This is a genomic window from Paenibacillus sp. UNC451MF, from assembly GCF_000686845.1.
In the GTDB taxonomy this organism is placed as follows: Bacteria; Bacillota; Bacilli; order Paenibacillales; family NBRC-103111; genus Paenibacillus_S.
The window spans coordinates 111,024-132,247 of the sequence record NZ_KK366024.1 but is presented as its reverse complement, the minus strand read 5'-3'; the positions used below and the strand labels follow the sequence as shown (position 1 = coordinate 132,247).

General features: G+C 43.6%; 21 protein-coding genes and 1 pseudogene. 6 read left to right on the top strand and 16 right to left on the bottom strand.

The window, feature by feature from the left end:
* Positions 1 to 2: 2 nt before the first annotated feature.
* The 4 genes from BP97_RS0131585 to BP97_RS38150 all read right to left on the bottom strand — a co-directional run bounded on the left by BP97_RS0131585 (position 3) and on the right by BP97_RS38150 (position 6,686).
* Positions 3 to 971, bottom strand: a complete 969-nt coding sequence (locus tag BP97_RS0131585; protein WP_028552656.1) for an ABC transporter permease — start codon at positions 969 to 971, stop codon at positions 3 to 5.
* Positions 972 to 1,220: 249 nt separating this feature from the next.
* Positions 1,221 to 3,530, bottom strand: a complete 2,310-nt coding sequence (locus BP97_RS0131580; protein ID WP_036746903.1) for a helix-turn-helix domain-containing protein — start codon at positions 3,528 to 3,530, stop codon at positions 1,221 to 1,223.
* A 209-nt stretch (positions 3,531 to 3,739) separates the two neighbouring features.
* On the bottom strand, positions 3,740 to 5,242 hold the full coding sequence (locus BP97_RS0131575; protein ID WP_028552654.1) for an endonuclease/exonuclease/phosphatase family protein: 1,503 nt from the start codon (positions 5,240 to 5,242) through the stop codon (positions 3,740 to 3,742).
* Between the two features lie 211 nt (positions 5,243 to 5,453).
* The gene (locus tag BP97_RS38150) at positions 5,454 to 6,686 is read right to left on the bottom strand and encodes an MFS transporter (protein ID WP_231506524.1); all 1,233 of its coding nucleotides are present in this window, start codon (positions 6,684 to 6,686) and stop codon (positions 5,454 to 5,456) included.
* A gap of 139 nt (positions 6,687 to 6,825) precedes the next feature.
* On the opposite strand from BP97_RS38150, the gene BP97_RS0131565 reads away from it, so the two are divergent.
* The 3 genes from BP97_RS0131565 (at position 6,826) to BP97_RS0131555 (ending at position 9,840) form a co-directional block, all read left to right on the top strand.
* Positions 6,826 to 7,707, top strand: a complete 882-nt coding sequence (locus BP97_RS0131565; RefSeq protein WP_028552653.1) for a LysR family transcriptional regulator — start codon at positions 6,826 to 6,828, stop codon at positions 7,705 to 7,707.
* An 87-nt stretch (positions 7,708 to 7,794) separates the two neighbouring features.
* Positions 7,795 to 8,541 (top strand): GTP pyrophosphokinase, encoded by a 747-nt coding sequence (locus BP97_RS0131560; protein WP_028552652.1) that lies wholly within the window; start codon positions 7,795 to 7,797, stop codon positions 8,539 to 8,541.
* Between the two features lie 195 nt (positions 8,542 to 8,736).
* Positions 8,737 to 9,840 (top strand): GerAB/ArcD/ProY family transporter, encoded by a 1,104-nt coding sequence (locus tag BP97_RS0131555; protein WP_028552651.1) that lies wholly within the window; start codon positions 8,737 to 8,739, stop codon positions 9,838 to 9,840.
* 29 nt (positions 9,841 to 9,869) lie between these two features.
* Here BP97_RS0131555 and BP97_RS0131550 read toward each other — a convergent pair whose 3' ends face one another.
* The 6 genes from BP97_RS0131550 to infC all read right to left on the bottom strand — a co-directional run bounded on the left by BP97_RS0131550 (position 9,870) and on the right by infC (position 14,657).
* The gene (locus BP97_RS0131550; RefSeq protein ID WP_028552650.1) at positions 9,870 to 11,072 is read right to left on the bottom strand and encodes an MFS transporter; all 1,203 of its coding nucleotides are present in this window, start codon (positions 11,070 to 11,072) and stop codon (positions 9,870 to 9,872) included.
* Between the two features lie 197 nt (positions 11,073 to 11,269).
* Positions 11,270 to 11,437, bottom strand: coding sequence for a hypothetical protein (locus BP97_RS40470; protein WP_156043450.1), 168 nt, complete (start codon positions 11,435 to 11,437; stop codon positions 11,270 to 11,272).
* Between the two features lie 160 nt (positions 11,438 to 11,597).
* A complete protein-coding gene (locus tag BP97_RS0131540) occupies positions 11,598 to 12,824 on the bottom strand; it encodes an MFS transporter (RefSeq protein WP_028552649.1) in 1,227 nt (408 codons plus the stop codon).
* Positions 12,825 to 12,938: 114 nt separating this feature from the next.
* The gene (locus tag BP97_RS0131535; protein WP_028552648.1) at positions 12,939 to 13,646 is read right to left on the bottom strand and encodes a FadR/GntR family transcriptional regulator; all 708 of its coding nucleotides are present in this window, start codon (positions 13,644 to 13,646) and stop codon (positions 12,939 to 12,941) included.
* Between the two features lie 90 nt (positions 13,647 to 13,736).
* A complete protein-coding gene (locus BP97_RS0131530; RefSeq protein ID WP_028552647.1) occupies positions 13,737 to 14,084 on the bottom strand; it encodes a hypothetical protein in 348 nt (115 codons plus the stop codon).
* A gap of 96 nt (positions 14,085 to 14,180) precedes the next feature.
* Positions 14,181 to 14,657: a translation initiation factor IF-3 gene (gene infC, locus BP97_RS0131525; protein WP_028552646.1), complete on the bottom strand. Its 477-nt coding sequence runs from the start codon at positions 14,655 to 14,657 to the stop codon at positions 14,181 to 14,183.
* Between the two features lie 64 nt (positions 14,658 to 14,721).
* Between infC and BP97_RS0131520 the strand changes: the two genes are divergently transcribed.
* On the top strand, positions 14,722 to 15,018 hold the full coding sequence (locus tag BP97_RS0131520) for a hypothetical protein (protein WP_028552645.1): 297 nt from the start codon (positions 14,722 to 14,724) through the stop codon (positions 15,016 to 15,018).
* 35 nt (positions 15,019 to 15,053) lie between these two features.
* Here BP97_RS0131520 and BP97_RS0131515 read toward each other — a convergent pair whose 3' ends face one another.
* Complete coding sequence (locus BP97_RS0131515) at positions 15,054 to 15,350, bottom strand: hypothetical protein (protein WP_028552644.1); 297 nt, start codon at positions 15,348 to 15,350, stop codon at positions 15,054 to 15,056.
* A gap of 76 nt (positions 15,351 to 15,426) precedes the next feature.
* Complete coding sequence (locus BP97_RS0131510; protein ID WP_028552643.1) at positions 15,427 to 15,678, bottom strand: DUF7667 family protein; 252 nt, start codon at positions 15,676 to 15,678, stop codon at positions 15,427 to 15,429.
* A gap of 184 nt (positions 15,679 to 15,862) precedes the next feature.
* On the opposite strand from BP97_RS0131510, the gene BP97_RS0131505 reads away from it, so the two are divergent.
* Positions 15,863 to 16,540, top strand: a complete 678-nt coding sequence (locus BP97_RS0131505) for a DUF4309 domain-containing protein (RefSeq protein ID WP_028552642.1) — start codon at positions 15,863 to 15,865, stop codon at positions 16,538 to 16,540.
* A gap of 52 nt (positions 16,541 to 16,592) precedes the next feature.
* Here BP97_RS0131505 and BP97_RS39275 read toward each other — a convergent pair whose 3' ends face one another.
* The 3 genes and pseudogenes from BP97_RS39275 to BP97_RS0131490 form a co-directional block, all read right to left on the bottom strand.
* A complete protein-coding gene (locus BP97_RS39275; RefSeq protein ID WP_051621088.1) occupies positions 16,593 to 17,069 on the bottom strand; it encodes a c-type cytochrome in 477 nt (158 codons plus the stop codon).
* Between the two features lie 198 nt (positions 17,070 to 17,267).
* Positions 17,268 to 17,911 (bottom strand): annotated as a pseudogene (locus BP97_RS38140) (adenylate kinase).
* On the bottom strand, positions 17,908 to 18,483 hold the full coding sequence (locus BP97_RS0131490; RefSeq protein ID WP_028552641.1) for an HAD-IA family hydrolase: 576 nt from the start codon (positions 18,481 to 18,483) through the stop codon (positions 17,908 to 17,910). The pseudogene BP97_RS38140 and the gene BP97_RS0131490 overlap by 4 nt, the downstream one beginning before the upstream one ends.
* Before the next feature lie 563 nt (positions 18,484 to 19,046).
* On the opposite strand from BP97_RS0131490, the gene BP97_RS0131480 reads away from it, so the two are divergent.
* Positions 19,047 to 19,499 carry a sensor histidine kinase gene (locus BP97_RS0131480; protein ID WP_028552640.1) on the top strand — a complete coding sequence of 151 codons (453 nt, stop codon included), beginning with the start codon at positions 19,047 to 19,049 and terminating at the stop codon, positions 19,497 to 19,499.
* Positions 19,500 to 19,799: 300 nt separating this feature from the next.
* Here the strand turns inward: BP97_RS0131480 and BP97_RS0131475 are convergent, their stop codons facing one another.
* Entirely contained in the window at positions 19,800 to 21,119 is a 1,320-nt protein-coding gene (locus BP97_RS0131475) for an ABC transporter substrate-binding protein (protein WP_028552639.1), read from the bottom strand.
* Positions 21,120 to 21,224 lie beyond the last annotated feature (105 nt).

The window sequence follows — 21,224 nt, the reverse complement described above, 5'->3', positions numbered from 1 at the left end:
GATTAGAATATCCCGGAATGTCCGGCACGTTTGGCTAAATAGTTGGACCCCAGCACAAGAACGATGCCAATAACCGATTTAAACAATCCCACCGCTGTACTATAACTAAATGCCCCTTGTGTGATACCGATCGTATACACGTACGTATCGAACACTTCCGCCACATTACGATTAAGCGCATTGCTCATCAACAATACCTGTTCGAATCCGCGGTCCAGGAAGTTACCCATACGCAAGATGAGCAGAACAATGATGGTACCACGAATGGCCGGTAAGGTGATGTGCCACAGCTGACGGAATCGGCTTGCACCGTCTACGATAGCAGCTTCGTATTGCTCCTGATCGACCCCAGCCAGAGCGGCAAGGAAAATGATCGTCCCCCATCCCATCTCTTTCCACAGACTTTGTGTAATAATGAGTGGACGGAACCAATCCTCGCTCGTCAAAAATTCGATCTTCAAACCAATAAACTTGAACAGAAGCTCATTAATGACACCGCCTTCTGTGGTCAGCATGAGGTAAGTTATACTGGCGACGATAACCATGGAAATAAAATGCGGAATATAAATCAATGTTTGAATAAACCGTTTGTAAAAGGATTTGCGGACTTCATTAAGCAGTAATGCAAGAATAATCGGTGCGGGGAAGAAAAATACCATGTCATACAAACCAAGCAAAAGCGTATTCTTCATTAAGCGGAAAAAGATCGGATCGTTAAAAAACTGTCTGAAATTATCCATCCCTATCCATTCGCTTTTGAAAAAGCCAACGAACGGCTGATAATTTTTAAAAGCCAGCAGTACTCCCCACATGGGAACGTACTTAAAAATAATGAAGTAAGCCAGTCCGGGTAATAAAAGCATCAACAAGTATTTATCATGAAGGATTCTACTCATTAATGAGCCTCTTTTGCGCGCTCTTGCCGACGGAACCGTTGCCGGGAGCTGCTCGGCTTGCGAAGTTTTGACCATCTTCTCACTCCTCGTAATCATCTTCAGTTTGTAGTAGCCTCTTGGCTAATTTCACCTTATATGGCGGTATGTTTTCCAGCAACAACACTTTTTTGGAAGCGCTTTTTATGGAATTTGCACTTTTTCTTACCGATTAATACTTTCTTGAAAAGCCTGATGTAATAGGCATTTGACTGATACGGCTTGTACTTTTTTGTAAAACTAAAACAAGCTGACGCCTGTTATACAGACATCAGCTTGCGCAATCGTTTAAGTATGAATTTCCCTGCTCATTTCCCGATAATGGCTTGGAGTGACTCCGACATGCTTTTTGAAAATTCGATTGAAATAACTGTGCTGGTAGCCTACCTTCACTGCCACATCGTTAATTTTTTGCTCAGTCTCGCGGAGCAGTTCCTTGGCCTTCTCCATCCGAAGCTCCGTCAAATAATCGATGAAATTAGTGCCAGTAACCTGTTTGAACGATTTGCTGAGCGCAACTGCATTCACACCGGTATGGTCTGCGCAGCTATCTAACGAAATTTCTTTCATATAATGATTTTGCAAGTAGACCATAGCCGTTTCAACCACCTTCTTCAGATGGACATCTGAACGTGATTCCAGTTCTTGAATGAAAGGATGAATGATTTTTTGGTCAAACCAGTTCAACATTTTCCGCGGCTCTCGAATTTGCGCGAGCTGCTCATATAAATTGGCGGAGCGAAACACTCGGTTCGGATCCATACCCAAATGTCGAATCGCATGCAGAATGCTACCAAGGAGCTGCAGCATCCCCTGCTGAACATCAATTTCTTTGGCTCCTCTCCCCAATAACGCCTCTAAAAATGAAGTAATTAGGGACATCGCTTCCTGCTTTTGACCGGTCCGAATCATTTGAATAACTTCCCTTTCCAGCACGAACGGATAGTAAAGCTCCGTCGTTTCTTCCTCCACCTTCAAGGAGTCCAGATTTATAATCTGATTCTCGTTCTCGAAGTTACGGTAGCTTAATGCTTGCTTTGCTTCTTCATAGAACGAAGGGATTTGAACAATGGTCGCCGACGGCTTCCCAATGCTAATCGATACTTGCAGCTTCAAAACGCGATTAATCGCTTGAATAAGTTCGTCACTCAGCTCATGCAGTTCCGTCTCAAAGGACGGTTTGGAAGGCAGCATGATAAGCAATCCCATTGATAAATCGTGAAAATTGATGACATCCACCTGCTCCAAACGGTTCTTTGACAGCTCCTCAATGATATTGGCAGCCGCAAAGGTAATTAATCCCTCATCTCCTTGTGCAAACCTTCCCTCCAGATTCGCAAACCCGGTCAAATGGATATGCATCACGACAAATTGTCGGTCATCGACCACCCAACCGTAGTTACGCATCCGTTCACGCAAATCTTCTTCCGAATACGCATAGAGAAAGCCTTGTACCAGCTGTAATAAAAAGCCTTCCTTTACATGAGAAAGCTGCTGTTCGAGTTTATTTTGCAGCGTTGTGCTTTCTCTCCACAGGTGCAACCACTCTTTTTCAATGAGCTTAAACTCATCGTGATGCTCTCCAATGCTTCCGGTTAACGGTCTGCTTCCTGTTAAAATTGTTACTAAACGATCAATAGGAGAATAAATTCTGCGTGATGCAAACCATGACAGGACAATTGCGAGTAAAAGTGCAGCGAAGCTTACCGATAAGATGAGCTTGGAAATAAAATCAACGGGCTTCGTAATAACACTGATAGGGGAAGCCGAGACGTAGGACCATTCCGTACCAACCCGCTGGAATGTTCCGTACGATACGGTATACATACTTTTATTGCTCTCATATAGAAAGGATCCTGATTTGCCCCCTCTGTGGAGTACCTCGCTTTTTAAGGCCTCGTCAAAGGCAATCGATTTGGGTTCCTTGGAGCTCGACAACAGCACATTGCCTCCGCCGCCCTGCATGACGAATGTTTCCCCCACATTGTAAGGGGTTAGTGTCTTTAATAAATTGGTGGCCTTCTCCTCGTTGATACGGACAAACAGTGCTCCGAAAGGATGCATGTCCACACCCGGTATTTTGTGTACTAAAGTCAGGTCTTTCTTATCGGGGAAATTCGGATCAGGAGCAAGTGTTGTCCAAAACACGAGATTGTCTTGAGCTAAAAATTGATTGTAGGCTGCAATCGTTTGTTCATTCGTTATCACATCATATTCCGGATAAAACCGAATCGTCTGCGTCCCATTCAAAAATAACTCTACCTGTTTGGCGATAGGTGTAGAGCCTAGCATAATGTTCAACGTCTTCGTAATATCGCGGGCAATTTCAAAGTCCCGATAAAAATTCGTTTCATATAAATTGCTGTTGAATTTGGGGTCGAAAGCCCAATGGGCAAGAGAGGTTTCCATATAGGAGAATTGATCGTCAATATTGGCCGCCCTCTGCAATATCTGGTTCTTGTGCAGCTGCAGCAGCGCATTTTCCAACCAATCTCCGGTCATTCCATAAATAATGCCCCCGACGATGATACCCGGGATACTTGAGATGACTAGAATTAAGATAAGACTATTCCGGAAAAATCGCCCTTTTACCATCATTTCACCCACCATCAGCTGATTGTCATTTAGCCTTCCGCCAAGCTCTATATAGTAAGTTCGATAAAAGGATATTAAAGCCCTTCCAATCCATAAAAAAACAGTTATCCCAAAGATAACTGTTTTTCATTCTACCAAAATAAGGGCCCAGTAATCTTTGAGATAAGATTTGGGCCCTAGAATTACTTATTTATTGTCTACTGCCCCGAAAGTTATCCTTGAACAAGCTTGCCTGGAGTGGCTAGCTGATGATTTCCCTGTTTTTGCATAATACTGATGAACGGGCTAGGGGCTATATAGGTGATGGATTCATTGGATTGAACATCCAAAATCCCTTGATTATACTGAATTCCTGCTTGCTGCGCACCATCCGGAGACATGATCGCTAAGGATCGACCTGTTGTAGCAGTACCGTTAAGACCTTGGTTCTCTCCAGGCGTAAACACAGCTATTAGCTGCTCCTCTTTTAAGTCATCCCCTGTCAATCCAAAATTTTGCCTGAAGCTGTCTATTCCGAGGCTATAGCAGCAGGGCTGCTTTTTAATCCAAATGACTTTCGTTTCCCCTGGCTTTACTACAGTACTAGTGCTGTATGTATCCTTTGTAATAACCCATTTGTTGGATTTTGCTTTATCAAAAGGAAGAGCCGGATCATAAAAATAATAGAGCTTATAACCATCCAAATCGATATTATGGTCACTGTTATTGAGCACTTCGACATAGTTGTAGTTTCCCTTGGTCGAGTTAGGGACAACCTCAGTGATGATTAATGCTGGTTTTCCCGGTTGCTTGACCACCGTTTCCTCAGTCAATTTACTCGCGTTCTGAAGGACCAATTCCACCATTACAGGGTAATGATCGCTAGGATACTGGCCGTCCTGTTTATAAGTAACCGTCTCTCCTCGTATTACATTGACTTTGCCGCGGGTTAAGATCCAGTCAATTCGTTTCGTGCTCCCGCCGCCTGTAGGATCCTTATAATTATGGAAAGTGCCTATCTCATCATTGACTTTATTATGAGCATTCAGAAAGGCATCCTTCATTAGTCCTGCATCGATAAAAGTTTGGTACACTGGCCCGTTAGGCGTTGTATTGAAATCTCCTGTAAGTACGATCGGCACTTCAGGGTCAAATGATTTCATCGTATCTACAATCAACTGTGCGCTTTTTTGACGGGCGGCCTCCGACTCATGGTCCAGATGCGTATTGACCATATAAAAGGTTTTGTGGTTCAGAAGATCCTGGAACCTCACCCAAGTCACCATCCGCGGAATCCGATTTCCCCACCCCGCCGAACTAATCAATTTGGGACTGTCGGATAACCAGAAATGATCCTGTTCCAGAGGCTTCAAACGCTGTTTATTATAGAAGATAGCCATATACTCACCCAGGTTGCCCCCTTCCCTGCCAACTCCAATCCACCCGTAGCCAGGCAAATCAGCCTCCAAATCTTTAATCTGTCTGTCAACTCCCTCCTGCGTTCCGATGATATCCGGTTGTTTCTCTTCTATGAGCTGCTTCATGACGGGACGCCGTTTGTCCCATGGCTGATCATCTGCTGCGTTGGCTGTTCTCAGATTTGATGTCATTATTCTCAGTGGACCTGAGGATAGTTCTTCCTCCGCCGATACCGACGTTTGGTTGCCTGTAAGTACCAAACCAACTGCAGTGAGTAATACCGCAAATGCAGTTACTCGAACACGTGATATGTCCATATTTCCGCCTCCCAGCTTCTTTTAAGAATCCATTTGATCATACAGCAACTGTTAAATTGATCCAATTTACATTTTTATAGATTATTGTCCATTATTTATGAAGATGTCTAAAATTGGCTTGCATCTAGTCATTGAGATGAAAAAAAGACGTAACACAATTTCACATCAGTCTGGTTGAACCTTCCTGACGATCCGCTGTGTACGTCTTCACTTAAGATACTACTTTGTTTGCTCCTACTTTGATTTGCTCCGAAGGTTGGACGGCCACTCTCGGTTTTTTATTGCCAATGTTCAGTTGAAGCACCAGCATAATCACAATTAAAACAGCCAATCCTCCAAATGCTAGCTCGAATCCTCCCCATGCGTCATGTACCCATCCTACGAACAGCGGCCCAAGAGAGCCAACAATATAACCGCCGGATTGATTCATCGCCGACCAAGCGCTCGCTGCTTCCGCGCTGTCGGTTTCTTCAATAGGAAGCATAAGAGCCATCGGAAACAGGCCTCCCGCTCCAAGTCCTAGAAAGATCACTATAAACCAAGGACTTGCATGGACCATAAACAGGATCATTCCGATAAGTTCCAACATCGCACATCCAAGCAGCCAATACATTCTTTTGGGAAAGCGTGCAATCAGCATCGGCAGGAAAAAACTGACGGGAATTTGTATAACCGTAAATAATGTAAGCATTCCTCCGGCAAAACCTTTATCATACCCCATACTGACTATCGCCGGTGCCAGCCATGCCGTCATGGAATAAAACATTACGGCCATCAGCCCGAAAAATACTGTTAACAGCCACGCTCTTTTATTACGCAAGGGAAGCTGTGATTCACTCGAAACAGTAGTCTTACCTCCACTCTTTTGCGCTCTTTCCCTACTGGCTAGCTGCCACCAGATCGGCAGTGCAATTAAGGCGAACAACGCCCACACCGCAAGAGAAGCGCGCCATGATCCATGCATCATCGATTGAAAAGGAACGGATAGTCCGGCGCTCAACGCCGCTCCAAGCACCAAGGCCATAGAGTACATCCCGACTATCGAAGCGGCGCGGCTGGCAAAATATTTTTTGATAAAGCCAGATAACAGTGGTCCACAAATGGCGATGCCGAGTCCGCTCAGGAATGCCGTAATTAGTAGTAATACGGAAGAATTGGCGTATAACCTCAGGACCGTCCCGAATCCGATTACGATAAGCGAGTATGTTAATACTCTCTCAAGCCCCCAGCGCGTACTTAATTTAACGGCAAAGGGAGAAAATACCCCCATGCATAATACGGGAATAGAGGTTAACAAGCTTGCTGTTGAACCGCTCATACCCAGTTCGTTACGTACTGTCTCCAACAACGGAGAAATTGAGGAAATAGCCGGTCGTAAATTAATCGAAGCCAAGAAAAGCGCACATAGTAAATATCCGAATCGGTATTTCATTTCTTTATCCACTCCTACTCCTGCTTGCTGTCTGTGTTTTAGTTACTCCACTTCTGCTGTAGTAAGTGTAAGAGCAATAGGATAATTGATCAATATAATTATTTCTATTATTATTATTGGTAAAACCAATGATTGAAGAAGGTGCCACCTAATGGAGCTTCGACAGCTTGAATACTTCATAGCGGTTTGCGAGGAAATGCACTTTACCAGAGCCGCTGAGAAAATAGGAATTTCACAGCCAACCTTAAGCCAGCAGGTTCGCGCGTTAGAGGATGAATTAAACACACCTCTATTTGACCGCATAGGGAAAAAAATCGCCATCACCGAGGCGGGGCTTATATTATTGGATCAAAGTAAACAAATCATTCGCAGTCTGCAGAACGTAAAAGATTCGATACATGAGCTCCATCATGTCCAAAGAGGATCGCTAACCGTTGGAACCTTGCCATCTGATCTGGACTACAGGATTTCCAGATTGTTGGTTGACTACTATCACGAATATCCCAACATCCATTTAAGCATCTTCTCTTCGGTTGAAATTGAAGAACAGGTGCTAACGAACGAGGTCGATCTCGGTATTTGTATCATGCCATTAGCTGATGACCGATTGGTTCGGATTCCGTTATGCCAAGAAGAATATGTTCTTGTCGTTTCAGAGCATCACCCGTTAGCAACCCGCGATTTTATTAATCTCGATGAACTGCGTCATATTGAAACGGTCATGTATCCATCAGGTCTAGTCGGACGGGAGCTTGTTGAAAGATGCTGCCGAAGCCGCGGGTTTCAACTTCATACAATTATGGAGACAGCCTCCATCCTCTCACTAATCAATATTGTAAAAGCCAATATCGGCGCGACCATCCAACCACTTCAGCTTATTCAGTCCATGAAGGAGCCTACACTGCGTTGTATCCGTTTTAAAGACGAGGCTCCTACTCGCAATCTTGCTTTAATATACCGTAAGGATCGGTTTTTGGGCCAAGCAGCCCAAGCCTTTATTCGTAAATTGACCGATCATTTCAACACCAAATGAGCAGCATTTGCTTTGTACCGTATATTTCGTATATGCTTTCATCATGAACCTATTTTATAAAGCAAGGCAAGGGAAAGGGGAATTACAGTGAACACACTTCCAGTAGAACAATTCCGCAAATTTAAAAACGATATTACACGGTTTTTGATGGCCTATAAATTTGCTTTGGATGCGTTTGAGACCAAAATAGATATTTTGACGGAAGAATTCCAGCTATTTCACGACTACAATCCGATTGAGCATACCAAATCCAGGTTAAAATCTCCTGAAAGTATTTTAAAAAAGCTGTATAAGAAAGGTCACGATATCTCGCTGCCGAGTATTAAAACTCATATAACCGATATTGCTGGTATACGCATTACCTGCTCCTTTATTGCCGATATTTATCGCATCAGCGAAATGCTGCAAAGTCAGAGCGATTTAAAAATTATCGAAATTGAGGACTACATACAGCATCCAAAACCTAACGGTTACCGCAGTCTTCATATGCTGATCGAAATTCCTATTTATATGTCTGACAGGCAGGAAAATGTATGCGTCGAAGTGCAGATACGGACAATCGCAATGGACTTCTGGGCAAGCCTTGAGCACAAAATATACTACAAATATAATCGGACGGTACCGCCTAAGCTTCTTCATGAACTGAAAGAAGCCTCCGACTCCGCGGCAGCACTCGATCAAAAGATGGAACGTCTTCACAATGAAATTGCCGAAGTAAAGGAAGCTCAATCCGAGGAATGGGGAGAAGAGCTCAAACGTATCAGCATTAGCAACCAGCAGTTTCAGCTACCTGAAGCTCTGCTAAGATTGATCGGTGACGACCCCGGCAAATAATAGCACAAAGCCTGGTGCAGTTAATGCATCAGGCTTTTTAGTGCATTTTTTTCATTTCCAAACCTGCCTATAATCATCATAAACGATATGCCTCTGGACTCAGTCTTGTACCAAGGTTTACCACCGTTCCATTCCGTCAACACTTAGAAAGAAGGACGAGAGAATGGTTATATCTAGCAAAGGAGATCAAACCGAATGATCGATAAAGGGAAGATTTCCGCAAGGCAATTGGTAATGCTCATGTACTTAATGATTGGGGCAACTTCGACCCTTATCGTTCCTGCAATAACGGCAAGACAAGCTGCGCAGGATATGTGGCTGTCACCTATATGGGGGTCTTTGAGCGGGTTTGTTATCGTTGGTATCACATGGGCTTTATACAAACTATATCCTAATGAATCCATAATCCAGTATGCTGTGAGCATTGTCGGACGATATATCGGTAAAATGTCCGGTTTATTTATATTATTTTTTCTGCTGCATGGAACAGGAATGATACTAAGAGAATACGGCGAATTTGTAGCCAGCGCCTTTCTTACACGAACGCCCCTCATTACGATAACGTTAAGCTTGATCGTTGTATGTGCCTTTGCCGTACGTTCAGGAATCGAAGTTTTGGCCCGTTGTACGCAAATCTTTTTGCCGTTCATCGCACTAGTTTTTGTCTGCATCTTCTCTATGCTTATTCCAGATATGGATGCACGTAAAATGCTGCCTATGCTGGAGGGAGGACTTTTTCCATCAATAAAAGGCTCCATCGTGCCACATACCTGGTTTATCGAATTTTTCTTCATTACATTTCTATTTCCTGCGGTAAGTGACAACGCCAAAGGTTTTAAAGCCGGAATGCTAGCTGTATTTTTTATGACGCTGGTCATGGTGGCTACTAATTTTGCAAGCTTGTTCGTTTTCGGTGGAATTACTGGTTTTCTTAGCTTCCCTGTTTATTACGCTGCATCCTACATCAGCTTCGGAAGCTTCCTGGAGCATCTGGATGCCATCGTTATGGTTACGTGGATATTGGGCGGATTTGTTCAAATTTCCTTATGGTACTACTCCCTAGTTATCGGTTCTGCACAATGGTTGGGTTTATCAAATTACCGTTTTCTTGTATTTCCGATGGGACTGCTCTGTGGAATATTTAGTGTTTGGGTTACTCCGAGCCTTCAGGAATTAATACATTTTTTCTACACCTCAGCCCCCTTCTACTCCTTCACTCTTCTGTTCTTATATCCGTTAGCTCTACTCTGCATTGCATGGGTGCGCAGGACAACTAAAAACAAAAACAGCTCACTCTGATCAGAATGAGCTGTTTTTGTTTTTAGTTGTTATTCGGCAATGTTGGTGGAACCCGTGCTTTGTGCAATTTTGGCTTTAGGGTTAGTAAATAAAGTATAATACCGTGATACTGCATAAAAGAGAACGGTTGAAGCTGTAGCAATGACCGCTAATAACACAAAGGAATTATGAAAACCGAATTTCGCTGCGTATAAACCACCTAGCATACCACCGATAATTTTACCCACGCTTAACTGGATAACTGAATTCAGCATTTGCCCGGTTGCCTTCAATTCTTTGACTACATGCCTGTTCACATACTCAGCGAGGCACATATAGAACATAATGTATGTACCTCCGTGCAAAACCCAACTAAGCAAATAAGTGAAAGGTGTCAATGCAAAGGAATACAAGCACCAACGTAAAATATGAATTAGACCAGAGAACAGCAAAATGTTTCGAATTCCAAACCGGTCATACACCTTTTGAAAAAATATCATAAACGGAAATTGCGTAAACGAGCCGATCGCAAGCCCGATACCGATGACCTCCATGCTAATTCCCTGCTCCTTGCTGTAAATCGCCTGAAAGGCCCATAGAAACCCCATTGTAGTGGACAAGATTAGCGTATAGCCGTACAAAACCATCAACGGTTTGCTTTTAAAGATCTCGGAAAGCTTTACTTTATTTTTGCCGCTTTGGTGACCGGCGACCTGTGGAATCCCCAATGATAAGACGAAACAAGCCAGCATGATAAACGAAGTTACCATAAAGATCGTGTCGATGTGGCGGGCGAATAGCCAGCCAGCAGCTATTGAGATGACGGCGTAGCCTACCGAGCCGAACGTGCGAATCGTGGAAAACCGAACAACCCCTTTGGATGATAGCTCCAACGTGATCGCGTCACTTAGTGGATTGATGGCAATTTGGAATAGGCTGAAGAGCGCCATCGCGAACAATAATGGGAAGAACATCGTACCCGCCCAAGGAACCAGCCATACGGTTAACCCGGACAGCAAGGTACACAGAATTAATATTCTGTTCTTCGTTTTCGATCTGTCTCCTGCCAATCCCCATAAAGGCTGCGCAAACAATCCAACTACCGCACCGATAGAGGTAAGAACCCCAATCTCCGTATGCCCAATGCCTTTTTCGGTAAAATAGACGCCGATGTAAGAGGAAAACGATCCTGTGCTCATATAAATAAAAGCATAGAATACCGCAAGAATTACAATGTTTTTATTTCGTATCATAGAGTTAGCTTCTTTCTTAGTTTCATTCTATCGCTCTTCATTATAAACTACTTCTATTCAATAGAATACCTACAAAACGTAAAAACCGCAGCAGACATAAATGTTTCCATGTCACTGCGGCTTAAGCAGAAGGTGTTGTACACATTATCCATGTATTTACCGATTTGAGCTATTTTATACATGCTCCAATAAATCCACTATTCTTCCTTCTTATGGTCTACAAATTCTTCCTCAATTTCGTCCATCATCTCTTCCACCGTATCACTAATCATATCCGTTGCGGCAATGTCTGGTTGATATAGTGGAGCATTAATACCAGCGGGCATGGTATTGATTTTTTGGTGAGATTCCTCATTTTTACTCATATTTATTGAACCTCCTTTAGCTGATAGGTGTTCATATTTTGTGTAAAAAATGGGATTACTATGCATTGGAGACGATGCAGATGAACAAATGCGCAAATTCAGATCGTTCATCGTAACCCTTCTTACCCCGATTTCATTCGAACGAATCGATCTTGATCAGCTATTGTTGATTCGGTTCCACTCCAGCAAGCTTGGCATCCGATGGCAATACAATCGCCAAAAGGCCTAACAATGGCAAGAACGCGCTGATTTTAATAACAATATCGAGTCCTGCAGAGTCAGCCAAATACCCTAATAGCGCGGAGCCAATTCCGCCTAATCCAAATGCCAAGCCAAAGAAAAGACCCGCAATCGTGCCTACTTTCCCTGGCAGCAGCTCCTGGGCATATACGACGATAACCGAGAAGCCAGACAGCAGAATAAGTCCGATGCATACACACAATACCATGGACCACACCGGATTCGCAAAAGGCAGAAGGATAGAGAACGGTGCCGTTCCCAGTATGGAGAACCATATTGTATTGCGTCTTCCAAAACGATCCGCCAGGGGTCCGCCAATGAGTGTCCCAAGCATTCCCGCTATAAGAAGCGCGAACAAATAATATTGGGCATTTTGAACGGTCATATGGAAGCGATCCATTAAGAAAAATGCATAATAGCCTGTCATGCTAGCCATATAGACGAATTTGGAGAACAATAAGGAAATTAACACCGTTAGAGCTATCGCCACGGTTCCGCGTGATAATGTCACACTGCGCTCCACACGGGCAGCAGTCGACTTATTCCTTTGAGTGCTCTGTAGATGACTGCCGTACCAACGAGATACATACAATTGGACGATTATGGCCGCTCCAGCAGCCAAGGTAAACCATAGAATACTTCTTTGGCCTAGCGGGATAAAAATAAGAGCTGCCATTACAGGAGCCAGCGCTTGCCCCGTATTCCCTCCAACTTGAAAAATCGATTGTGCAAGTCCTTTGCGGTTGCCACCTGCAAGATGAGCCACACGGGAAGATTCAGGGTGCAGAACGGCCGAGCCAATGCCTATAAGCACAACAAAGACCAGCAGCAGAGCAAACGACGGTGCATAAGCCAGCCCGATGACCCCAGACAACGAGAATAGCATCCCAATAGGCAGCAAGTAAGGCTTCGGCCGCGAATCCGTATATAGCCCTATTGCGGGCTGAATAACAGAGGCTGTCATATTCAATGTGAAGCCGATCCATCCGATCTGTGCGAAGCTTAGATTCAGTGAATCCCGCAATATAGGGAACATGGCCGGAATGACAGATTGAATCGCATCATTCAAAAAATGCACGAAGCTAATGGCAAATAATACAGAAAAAATCGTCGTTGAAGGCTGACGCAATACGGCTTGTTGATTCATAAATTCACTCACTCCGATCCGATTATACTTTTTGTCAATACAACACATCATCTGATGTTTATAGCTACAAAATAATTATTCATCCTATCATCTGATGTTTAATAATAAAAAAATTTAACTTTTTATGTGTTCTTGCAGCTCGATCTTCGTTCCATCCAAATGCTGCATACTATAAAGCTCCGCTGCCTGGACATCTTTGTCTCTAATGGCCTCGTATATTTTTTCATGCTGCTCTGTGAAATATTGATTATACTCGGGATGAGCAATAAGATTTTCCAAGGAATACCGTATAACCTCTGAAAATGTACGGTATAGATCCGCGAGAACGGCATTTTTGGTTGCCGCAGCAACGGCAATATGGTAGGCAATATCCGCATCTAAGTAATCTTTTTGATTGCCTGACTCTATTGCAGCTTGACGACGGTCCAGCAATTCCCTCATGAGACGTAAATCATCTTCATCGCGGCGTAAAGCGGCTAAACGGGCAGCCTCTAATTCCATCATGCGGCGTACCTCGTAAACCTCCAATATTTCGGCTCTACGAAGTCTGTAGTCCAATGGCTCTTGAATAGGCTTTTGGTTGCATACAAAGGTGCCATGTCCCTGCCTTTTGTCCAACAGTCCTGCAGATACGAGAACCCTGACCGCTTCGCGAATTGTGGATCTCCCTACACCAAATTGTTCCATCAATTCTGGTTCCGTTGGAATTTGCATGCCGGCGGATAGCTCCCCGAGAGATATTTTCCGCTGCAACTGTTCCACAACATCATCGACGATCTGTTTGCGTTTTACTGTCTGAAAATTTAACGAACCCTTATTCATCTGATCATCTCCTGTTGCTATCTTATTATGATTTGAGAGATGAATCAATCAGAATATGTGTTCTACCCCATTTATAGGTATGCTCCAGCATCAGAATACAATGCTGTACACTCCTACGACTAACACGACCAAGGAGATTGAACAGCATACATACGTATGCAAGCCTCCCTTTCTTTGTTTCCAAGCCAATAGCAATTGACGTACGGCAAAATACATTCCCGCACCATTAATGATTAGCAGCGCCAATGTAAACAGAATCGTTTGGAGTGTTAGTCCACCGCCCATATCATGCTGATGTCCTTGCATTTCCATAGCTCCCATCATAATGGGAGCGGAAAGCCAATGAATGAGATGTAAAATAAGAACAAGAAATACGGATAAACCGGATATTATCGCATATTTCATCTCCGTTCCAACAGCTCGTAATTTTTGCAGCACATCGCTTCACTCCTTTAGATCTGGAAATCTTCGTACTGCCTCTCCTCATCTGTATGACGCTGCCCTTGTACTTTATGATTTACCAGTCTGTTAGAGTTAGAGGGGATCTATCTGAATAACCGCCTGTTTACCGCTAAGCTGAATCCCCGTCTTTTTGCTGCCAAATGGCTTCAGATCCTTGATCAATGCTTCCAGCAGTTCCTTTGCTTGAGGACCTTCTTTACTTTGAATACGGACCGTGAATAGAACAGCGTCACCGGATTTTAGCATTTTTTCCGCCTGCTGCTTCTTCGTATCATAGTCGTGATCTTCAATGTGAGGAGTAAGACGGATTTCCTTCAGCTTAGGGACTCTTCCTTCTTTCTTCTTAGCCTGCTGCGCTTCCTGCTTCGCGGCTCCTGCTCCTACTAGCTTGCAAGGCGGAGGGCTGCTCATAAGGGATGTGCAAACCAGATCCACTTTGAGCTTTTTGGCCATAGCCAGCGCTTCGGATGTGGGAACGACACCGAGGTCTTCGCCGTTTATTCCTGTTAATTGAACTTCAGATGCTTTAATTTTTTCATTCATAATCATTGTGATTCCACCTAAACTTTCGCTATAATGAAACCTATATTACCGACTATAAGGAGATTTTTCAATGAGCCGCAAAGAATTAGAAGAGCAAATCATTCGGAATTATCAAGAAGATGAGCAAATGATGATTCTCGTTTTCGCCCAGTGGTGCGTTAACCATGATCTGGATCCTGCCGCCCTCTACCTCCGCGCCTATCCGGATCAGGCCGCCAATCCTTCTCTGCAGCAAGCGATAGAGCTAACCGTGTCCAAGGATGAAGCAGGGGAGTTGCCGGATGAAACCGTTCTTAATGTTTTGTCGTTGTATGGCAATGAGGAGCTGGCTTTTGTCGTCACGGAAGAAATTGCGAAGCGAGCTTGAATAAGATTTCATACATAAAAAGGGTGAAAGTTCATTTACGAACTTCCACCCTTTTTCATCGATTGACTTAATCCTTTATAAATCACTTTACATAGAAGAAATAAAACGATGCCGCTCACCAACAACAATCCAACTTCAGCTGAACCGCTCCAAGAGCTGGGGGCTGCTCCGAATGAAACGCTGCTCTGCAGCACAGTTGACGATGAGTAGGATTCAACTATGGCTGGCACATACTTAATTGTGTGGTACATACCTAACCCGATTTGAACTGCATAGTAAGCTACCGTGAACAAAATAGAGAACATAGCAGCTTGTATTAGCGATCTCTTCATCTCGGTTTCCCCTCCATACAAACTTATAACTGCCTGGTAATATTCTCCATCTATAGGATATCTCCTTTTACACGACCTAAAATTTCATCTCCGGCGATGCACCGCCCTGATGCTCCAGCTTTTCTATCGCCTGACATATCTCGTGCTGCCATGCCGTATCTTTAACCATGGATGCTGCTAGGGACAGATTATATAGTCCTGCCAGTTTTCTCGCATATATTGCATTATAATGAAGGCAAGCATTTACTTCGGATTCTTCATCCTCTGTAAGCCCCCTCTTTTTTTGCAGTGTCCAAAGCTCTGCTAATCTCCAATGTACAGATAGCAAATACAATCCCCCTGACTGTGTCTGTTTAGTCATCGTTATTATTATTATTATTATGGGCAATGAACCTGACCTTTAGACTCCGCATGGCAGCAGGTAGATGAAGCTTTTTGCAACTTGTTCGTGATTCGCATCGTCTATTACTGTGTAATACAGAGAGATAAAGATATAGAACAGGAGAAAAGCTATGCCTAGATCCAATAAAAATATAATCGTCTTGAGTTTATCCGCTGCCGTATTGGCGGCTGCTCTAACAGCCTGCAGTTCTACCGAGAGGCCGTCTGCGCCCCAGAAAGAGCCGGCAGTTCAGTCCCCGGCACCAACTCCAATTCCAACGAAAGCTCCTAGTCCATCACCTGCAACTGGTTCTGATACTAAAGGAACGTCGCCTGCACCATCAAACTCACCGAGTGATACAACGCAGAGCGATGATACGAAAAAATTCGTGCTTCAGATTATGGAGCAAGCCAAAAAAGGAAAAGTACCCGGCAACGAGTACGCGGCACACACAAGTCTGATCGATCAAGTAGAGAAGGATTGGGGAAAGGCCGACAAGACAGAGTCAGCTGGAAATGGTATATACTCAACCTACGACAAGCATAAAGCAGCGTTCGGTTTTAATAAAGGTAGTCTTATATTCGATGTGCGCTCATATGATACAAAGCTTCAAACCTTGAGCTTTTCTCAGATCAAATCTGCGCTCGGTCAACCTAACGATACCATCGAGAATAAGACCGAAACCATATACGTTTATACGGCAAACGATCAATATCAACTAAAATTCATCATTCCTTCTTCCAGCGGAAAAGTGGATCATATTTCGGTTTATAGCCCACAGGACGCGAAAAACAATATGGCTGGTTAAAATGAAAAAAAGGCGGCTCATCTTCTTATTGAAGTGAGCCGCCTTGCTTGTTTTATTTTTTAGCTTCGAGCCACGCCGCTACAGCCGCGATTTCTTCTTCCTTCAGCTTGCCCTTAAAGCCAGGCATTCCGCCCCCGCCATTCGTGATCTGATTCACGATTTGTTCCTTGTTCATTTTTGCACCGATTTTTTGTAGATTTTTCTTTTCGCTGCCCTTGCCATCCAACGTATCGCCATGACAGGAAATGCAAGTTTGCTTCACGATCGCTTCCGCGTTAATCGTAGTTGCAGCAGGCGTTGTTTTGCTGTCGCTTCCAGCTGGAGTGCCTTGTGTCTGACTTGGGGTTGAGGTTGGTGTTGGTGTTGGTGTTGGTGTCGCCTGGGCTGTAGAGCCTTGTGCTGGCGTCCCGGTATTAGAGCTTGGAACAGCTGCAGGCTGCTGGCCTTCATTGCCGGGTTTGGTGCTGCACGCTGATAAAACAAGTGCGGTAGAAATGATAGCTGTCATCGCTGCAAAATGTAGTTTCATCAAGCCAACCTCCATAAATGTAAGATTACTTATAACAACAATGTGTTATAAAGTATCACACTACAGATTGTAGTTTATGGAAAATATGATGTCAAGTAGTAACCCTGGAACATTTCACTTGAACCTTTTTGATATGAATTGAATTTACTTATATGAATAACGCTGACCTCAGGATCAGTGCTCAGTATTGTCTAGTATTTAACGATTTCCGAATATTTTCAATATCTCCTCGGTAACATCATATATCGGTAGCATTCCATCAACAACTCTTAAGGTATTCTCGGCTTGGTAAAAATCACATAAGAGCATAGTCAACTCTTTATTCACTCTTAATCTTTCTTTCACAGTCATCTCCTTATCATCTTCCCTTTGGACTAATGAAGAGAAGCAGTTATCGCACACTCCAACTTTTACAGGAGGATTATTCACTATATGATAGGTTTTCCCACAATCGCTACATACCCTTCTCCCTGTTAATCGTTGGAGCAGCACCACTTCATCGACATTCACATAAATAACGTGATCTATGTTTGAAGACTTCCTGTTCAAATACTCTCTCAATGCAATGGCTTGCTCCAAATTTCTAGGAAAACCGTCCAGTAGGAAGCCTTTCTCGCAATCAGATTTTCCCAGCCTGCTAAGAGCTATTCCGATTGTGACTTCATCAGGAACAAGCTCACCCTTGATCATGTACTTTTTTGCCAATATGCCCAACTTAGTTTGATCTTGATCGGCTTGCCTGAACAGGTCACCCGTTGAAATATGTGGTATGTTTTGACTGTCTACTATGATCTTCGCTTGCGTTCCTTTGCTCCAGGCAGCCCTAATAATATAATATTCATGTTCTTCCTCCCACTGATAAATGATTAAATAAATCTTCATAGTTGGACACGTAAATATCTGCACCTGGCGTATCATTTTGAAACAAACAGGTTCTGATGCCGATGATTTTCGCAGGAATAATATCTATCTCTCGGTCACCAATGGCCAGATCCAGTTTATATTTTTCATGTAAATAAATATATGACTCAGGATTGGGCTTGCTGGGATATCCGTCGCCACCAGCCACTATTTCTTTAAAATAAGGCATCCATCCGTAATACTCCAATAGTGGGATTACTTCTTTACGCGGTTTATGGGTCATAATCACATTAACATCAGCAAGCTTCAGTATATTTTCCACGAAAGGAAATGGCCCAGTCTTACTTGGGTGCAGCTTCTGCTCATTAACGATGATTTGCTTCACTTGATGCTCTTCAAGACCATAGTGCCTGACCGTATGGGTGAAAGATATTTTTAAGTGAGCGAAGATCTCCTCTCTAGACACCTTCTCTTCCAGAACTTCATGCAATATATCAGAGTAGGCCGGATAGGTATCAAGTAAAGTTCCATCAAAGTCCCACAGTATATTCAAATCGGTTCCCCCCTTTTTTACTCCACTATATCATACTATTGGGTATTTATTGGTAAGAATAAAAGCAGCCGAAACCTTATAGGCATCCGCTGCTTGTTGTATCACTTTCTTCTTTAGTTTGGATTCTCTCAAAGTATTAACTATATTCCCATACATGTAAAGCAGCGCCGATCATTCCACTCAGATTGCCCCGATAGGCAGGCTGTATAGCAACGCCATCGGAAAAGGAGGCCATAGCACGCCTAGAGGTTTCATCCCGAATTCGGGAAAATATCGGCTCCCCTACCTCTTTTCGTCATCACTGATCCTTCCGGAGGTACTATCTATACTTCCGACGATAATTTAAGCAATCTCGGCGCGCTCTTCAGCATGGATAACCCATCCCTGCAAAAAGTATTGAATACGGAAAGCGGCAGCTTTTACACGGTATATAACAATCAGCCCTCCTACATTCACTTTGTCACGTCTCCTTACTCCGGCTGGAAAGTGATTCAATATATCGATGAAAAGGAAATGACAAAAGATGACGCGTTTCTCTGCAAGAGTATATCGAAAAAGCGTCCATGGCAAAAGCCAATCAGAAGGTGGCCCAGCTGGGCGCGCTCAAGAGCCAAATCAACCCTCATTTTCTAGCAAATGCGCTTGAGACGATCCAAATGAAAGCTATACTAAATGGGGACCGGGATACCGGTGAAATGGTCGGATTGCTAGGTAAATTGCTTTATGTTAAAGTACAGCAGATGAGGTTCGGGGACAAAATTCAATATGTGGAAAATTTGACGCCTGGAAGCGAAACGATGCATGTCATTCACTTTTGCCTCCAGCCTATCATCGAAAATGCAATCATCCATGGTTTAGAAACTCAGGTTGAGTCAGGACTCCTTGAAGTCAGCACCGTCATTATAGAGCATGAGCTTCTAATCAAGGTTCGTGATAATGGCGCAGGCATGAACGAACAAGATCTGGTTCAATTGCAGGATCGACTGAAGCAGCATACGGATTCCTTATCCGAGTAGCATATTGGCTTAAAAAATGTAAATGATCAGATTCGCCTTTATTTCGGTGAAAACTATGGAATTGATATTGATAGTCAACTAGGAGTAGGAACTGTGGTGACGCTTCGTTTCCCCACTATCCATGGGGATTTTCTTCAGAAATACGCTTAGCCTCTCTCTCCGGCAATACAGAAGAAGCGGCTTCCCACATAGGAGCTGCTTCTTCTGTTCCCCTTGCCTACCAGCTGTCAGAGGATACAGCGTACCGGTACCTCTTAGAATATGGGATATAGCCGAACGGACTGTTTCATTAATGCTGGTTTATTTGCGCTGCAGCTTCATCTCCTGTATATACTTGCTTGCTTTCTCATCAGCAGTTCTAAGCGCCGTATTGACATCCATATTACTTACAGCCATATCTTTAACCGATTCCTGCAGGATTGAAAATATTTTCACATCATAATCGGTGCTTACGGCAGTCGGTCCGGGCTTGGCCTTAAATGCTCCCTCCAAATTTTTACCTTCATACACCTTCAGATCAACCGCATATTGCTTTTTTAATTGTTGATCCTTCAGCACCGTCATCCGTCCTGCTTTGTTCATGGCAGATTGTGCCTCATCCGTCATCAGCGTCTGCATGATTTCGTAGGCTGCTTCTTTATTATGGGAAGCCTCGGGAACCATCATTAAATGAAAATCAATCTGCTTTCCAAAATTAGGGCGATCATCTGCAGAAGGATATGAAACAAGATCCCAGTTAAAGGCCTTGCCTTCCTTTTCCATCTGCACTAAACTATCTGTCACCCCTGCAATCCATGTGGGATGCATCCCCAAGGTTTGCGTCTTGAAAAATTCATTGCTACCATAATTAAACTCTTTATTCGGACCAACATAACCATTCATATCGAACAATTGACGCAGCATAGTAAATATTTTCTTGAATCCGTCTTCGGAGGCAATGACTGGGTTCTCCTGCTTCTCATCTACGACGGACATCGCTCTTTGAAGCACCAACCCTTGAGCAGCCCCTGTAGCAACGCCTATGTAGCGGATCCCTTCCTCCGTCCGGGTCAATTTCTTGGACAGCTCAATCGTCTGACTCCAAGTCATCTCATCTTTCGGATAAGGTACTGCGAATTTATCAAAAATATCTTTGTTATACAGCATGACGCCATAGTTCATAGAGATCGGTAAGGCGTAGATCTCCCCTTTGGGGCCGAATCTTTTCAGCACATTAACCGCCTCAGGCTCGAACCGGTCCAGGTTTATATTTTTGTTTTTGACCAGCTTTTGCAGGTCTTCTCCCAGCTTCAGGTCAAGCATGTATTTCACATACACATTGCTCGTAAACACCAGATCAGGCACTACGCCTGAGGCAACCAGCTCTTCCGGCGACTTGGCTTTCAACAATTCAAAAGAAATATTCGGGAACTTGGCTTGAATAGGATTGATGATGTAGGTTTGAAGCTCCCGATCGTTAAAGCCAGCCTGATAATCATAAACGCTGATCTTTATCGGTTCCTTACTTACATTGATAGAGTCCATTGGCTGGCTGTTCTTCATCTCTCCGTTACTGCACCCTATCAGCGCAGCAAGAAGTACGATAGCAGAACTCTTTGAACTAACTTTTGTTTTCAGCAAAACAACCAACCTCCCTATTTCATCCATTATGATGCTGCAATAGCGATGATGGAGAGCTGGCCGGCATTTTGCCAACAGATTGACCAAATGCACAGCCTTTTCGAC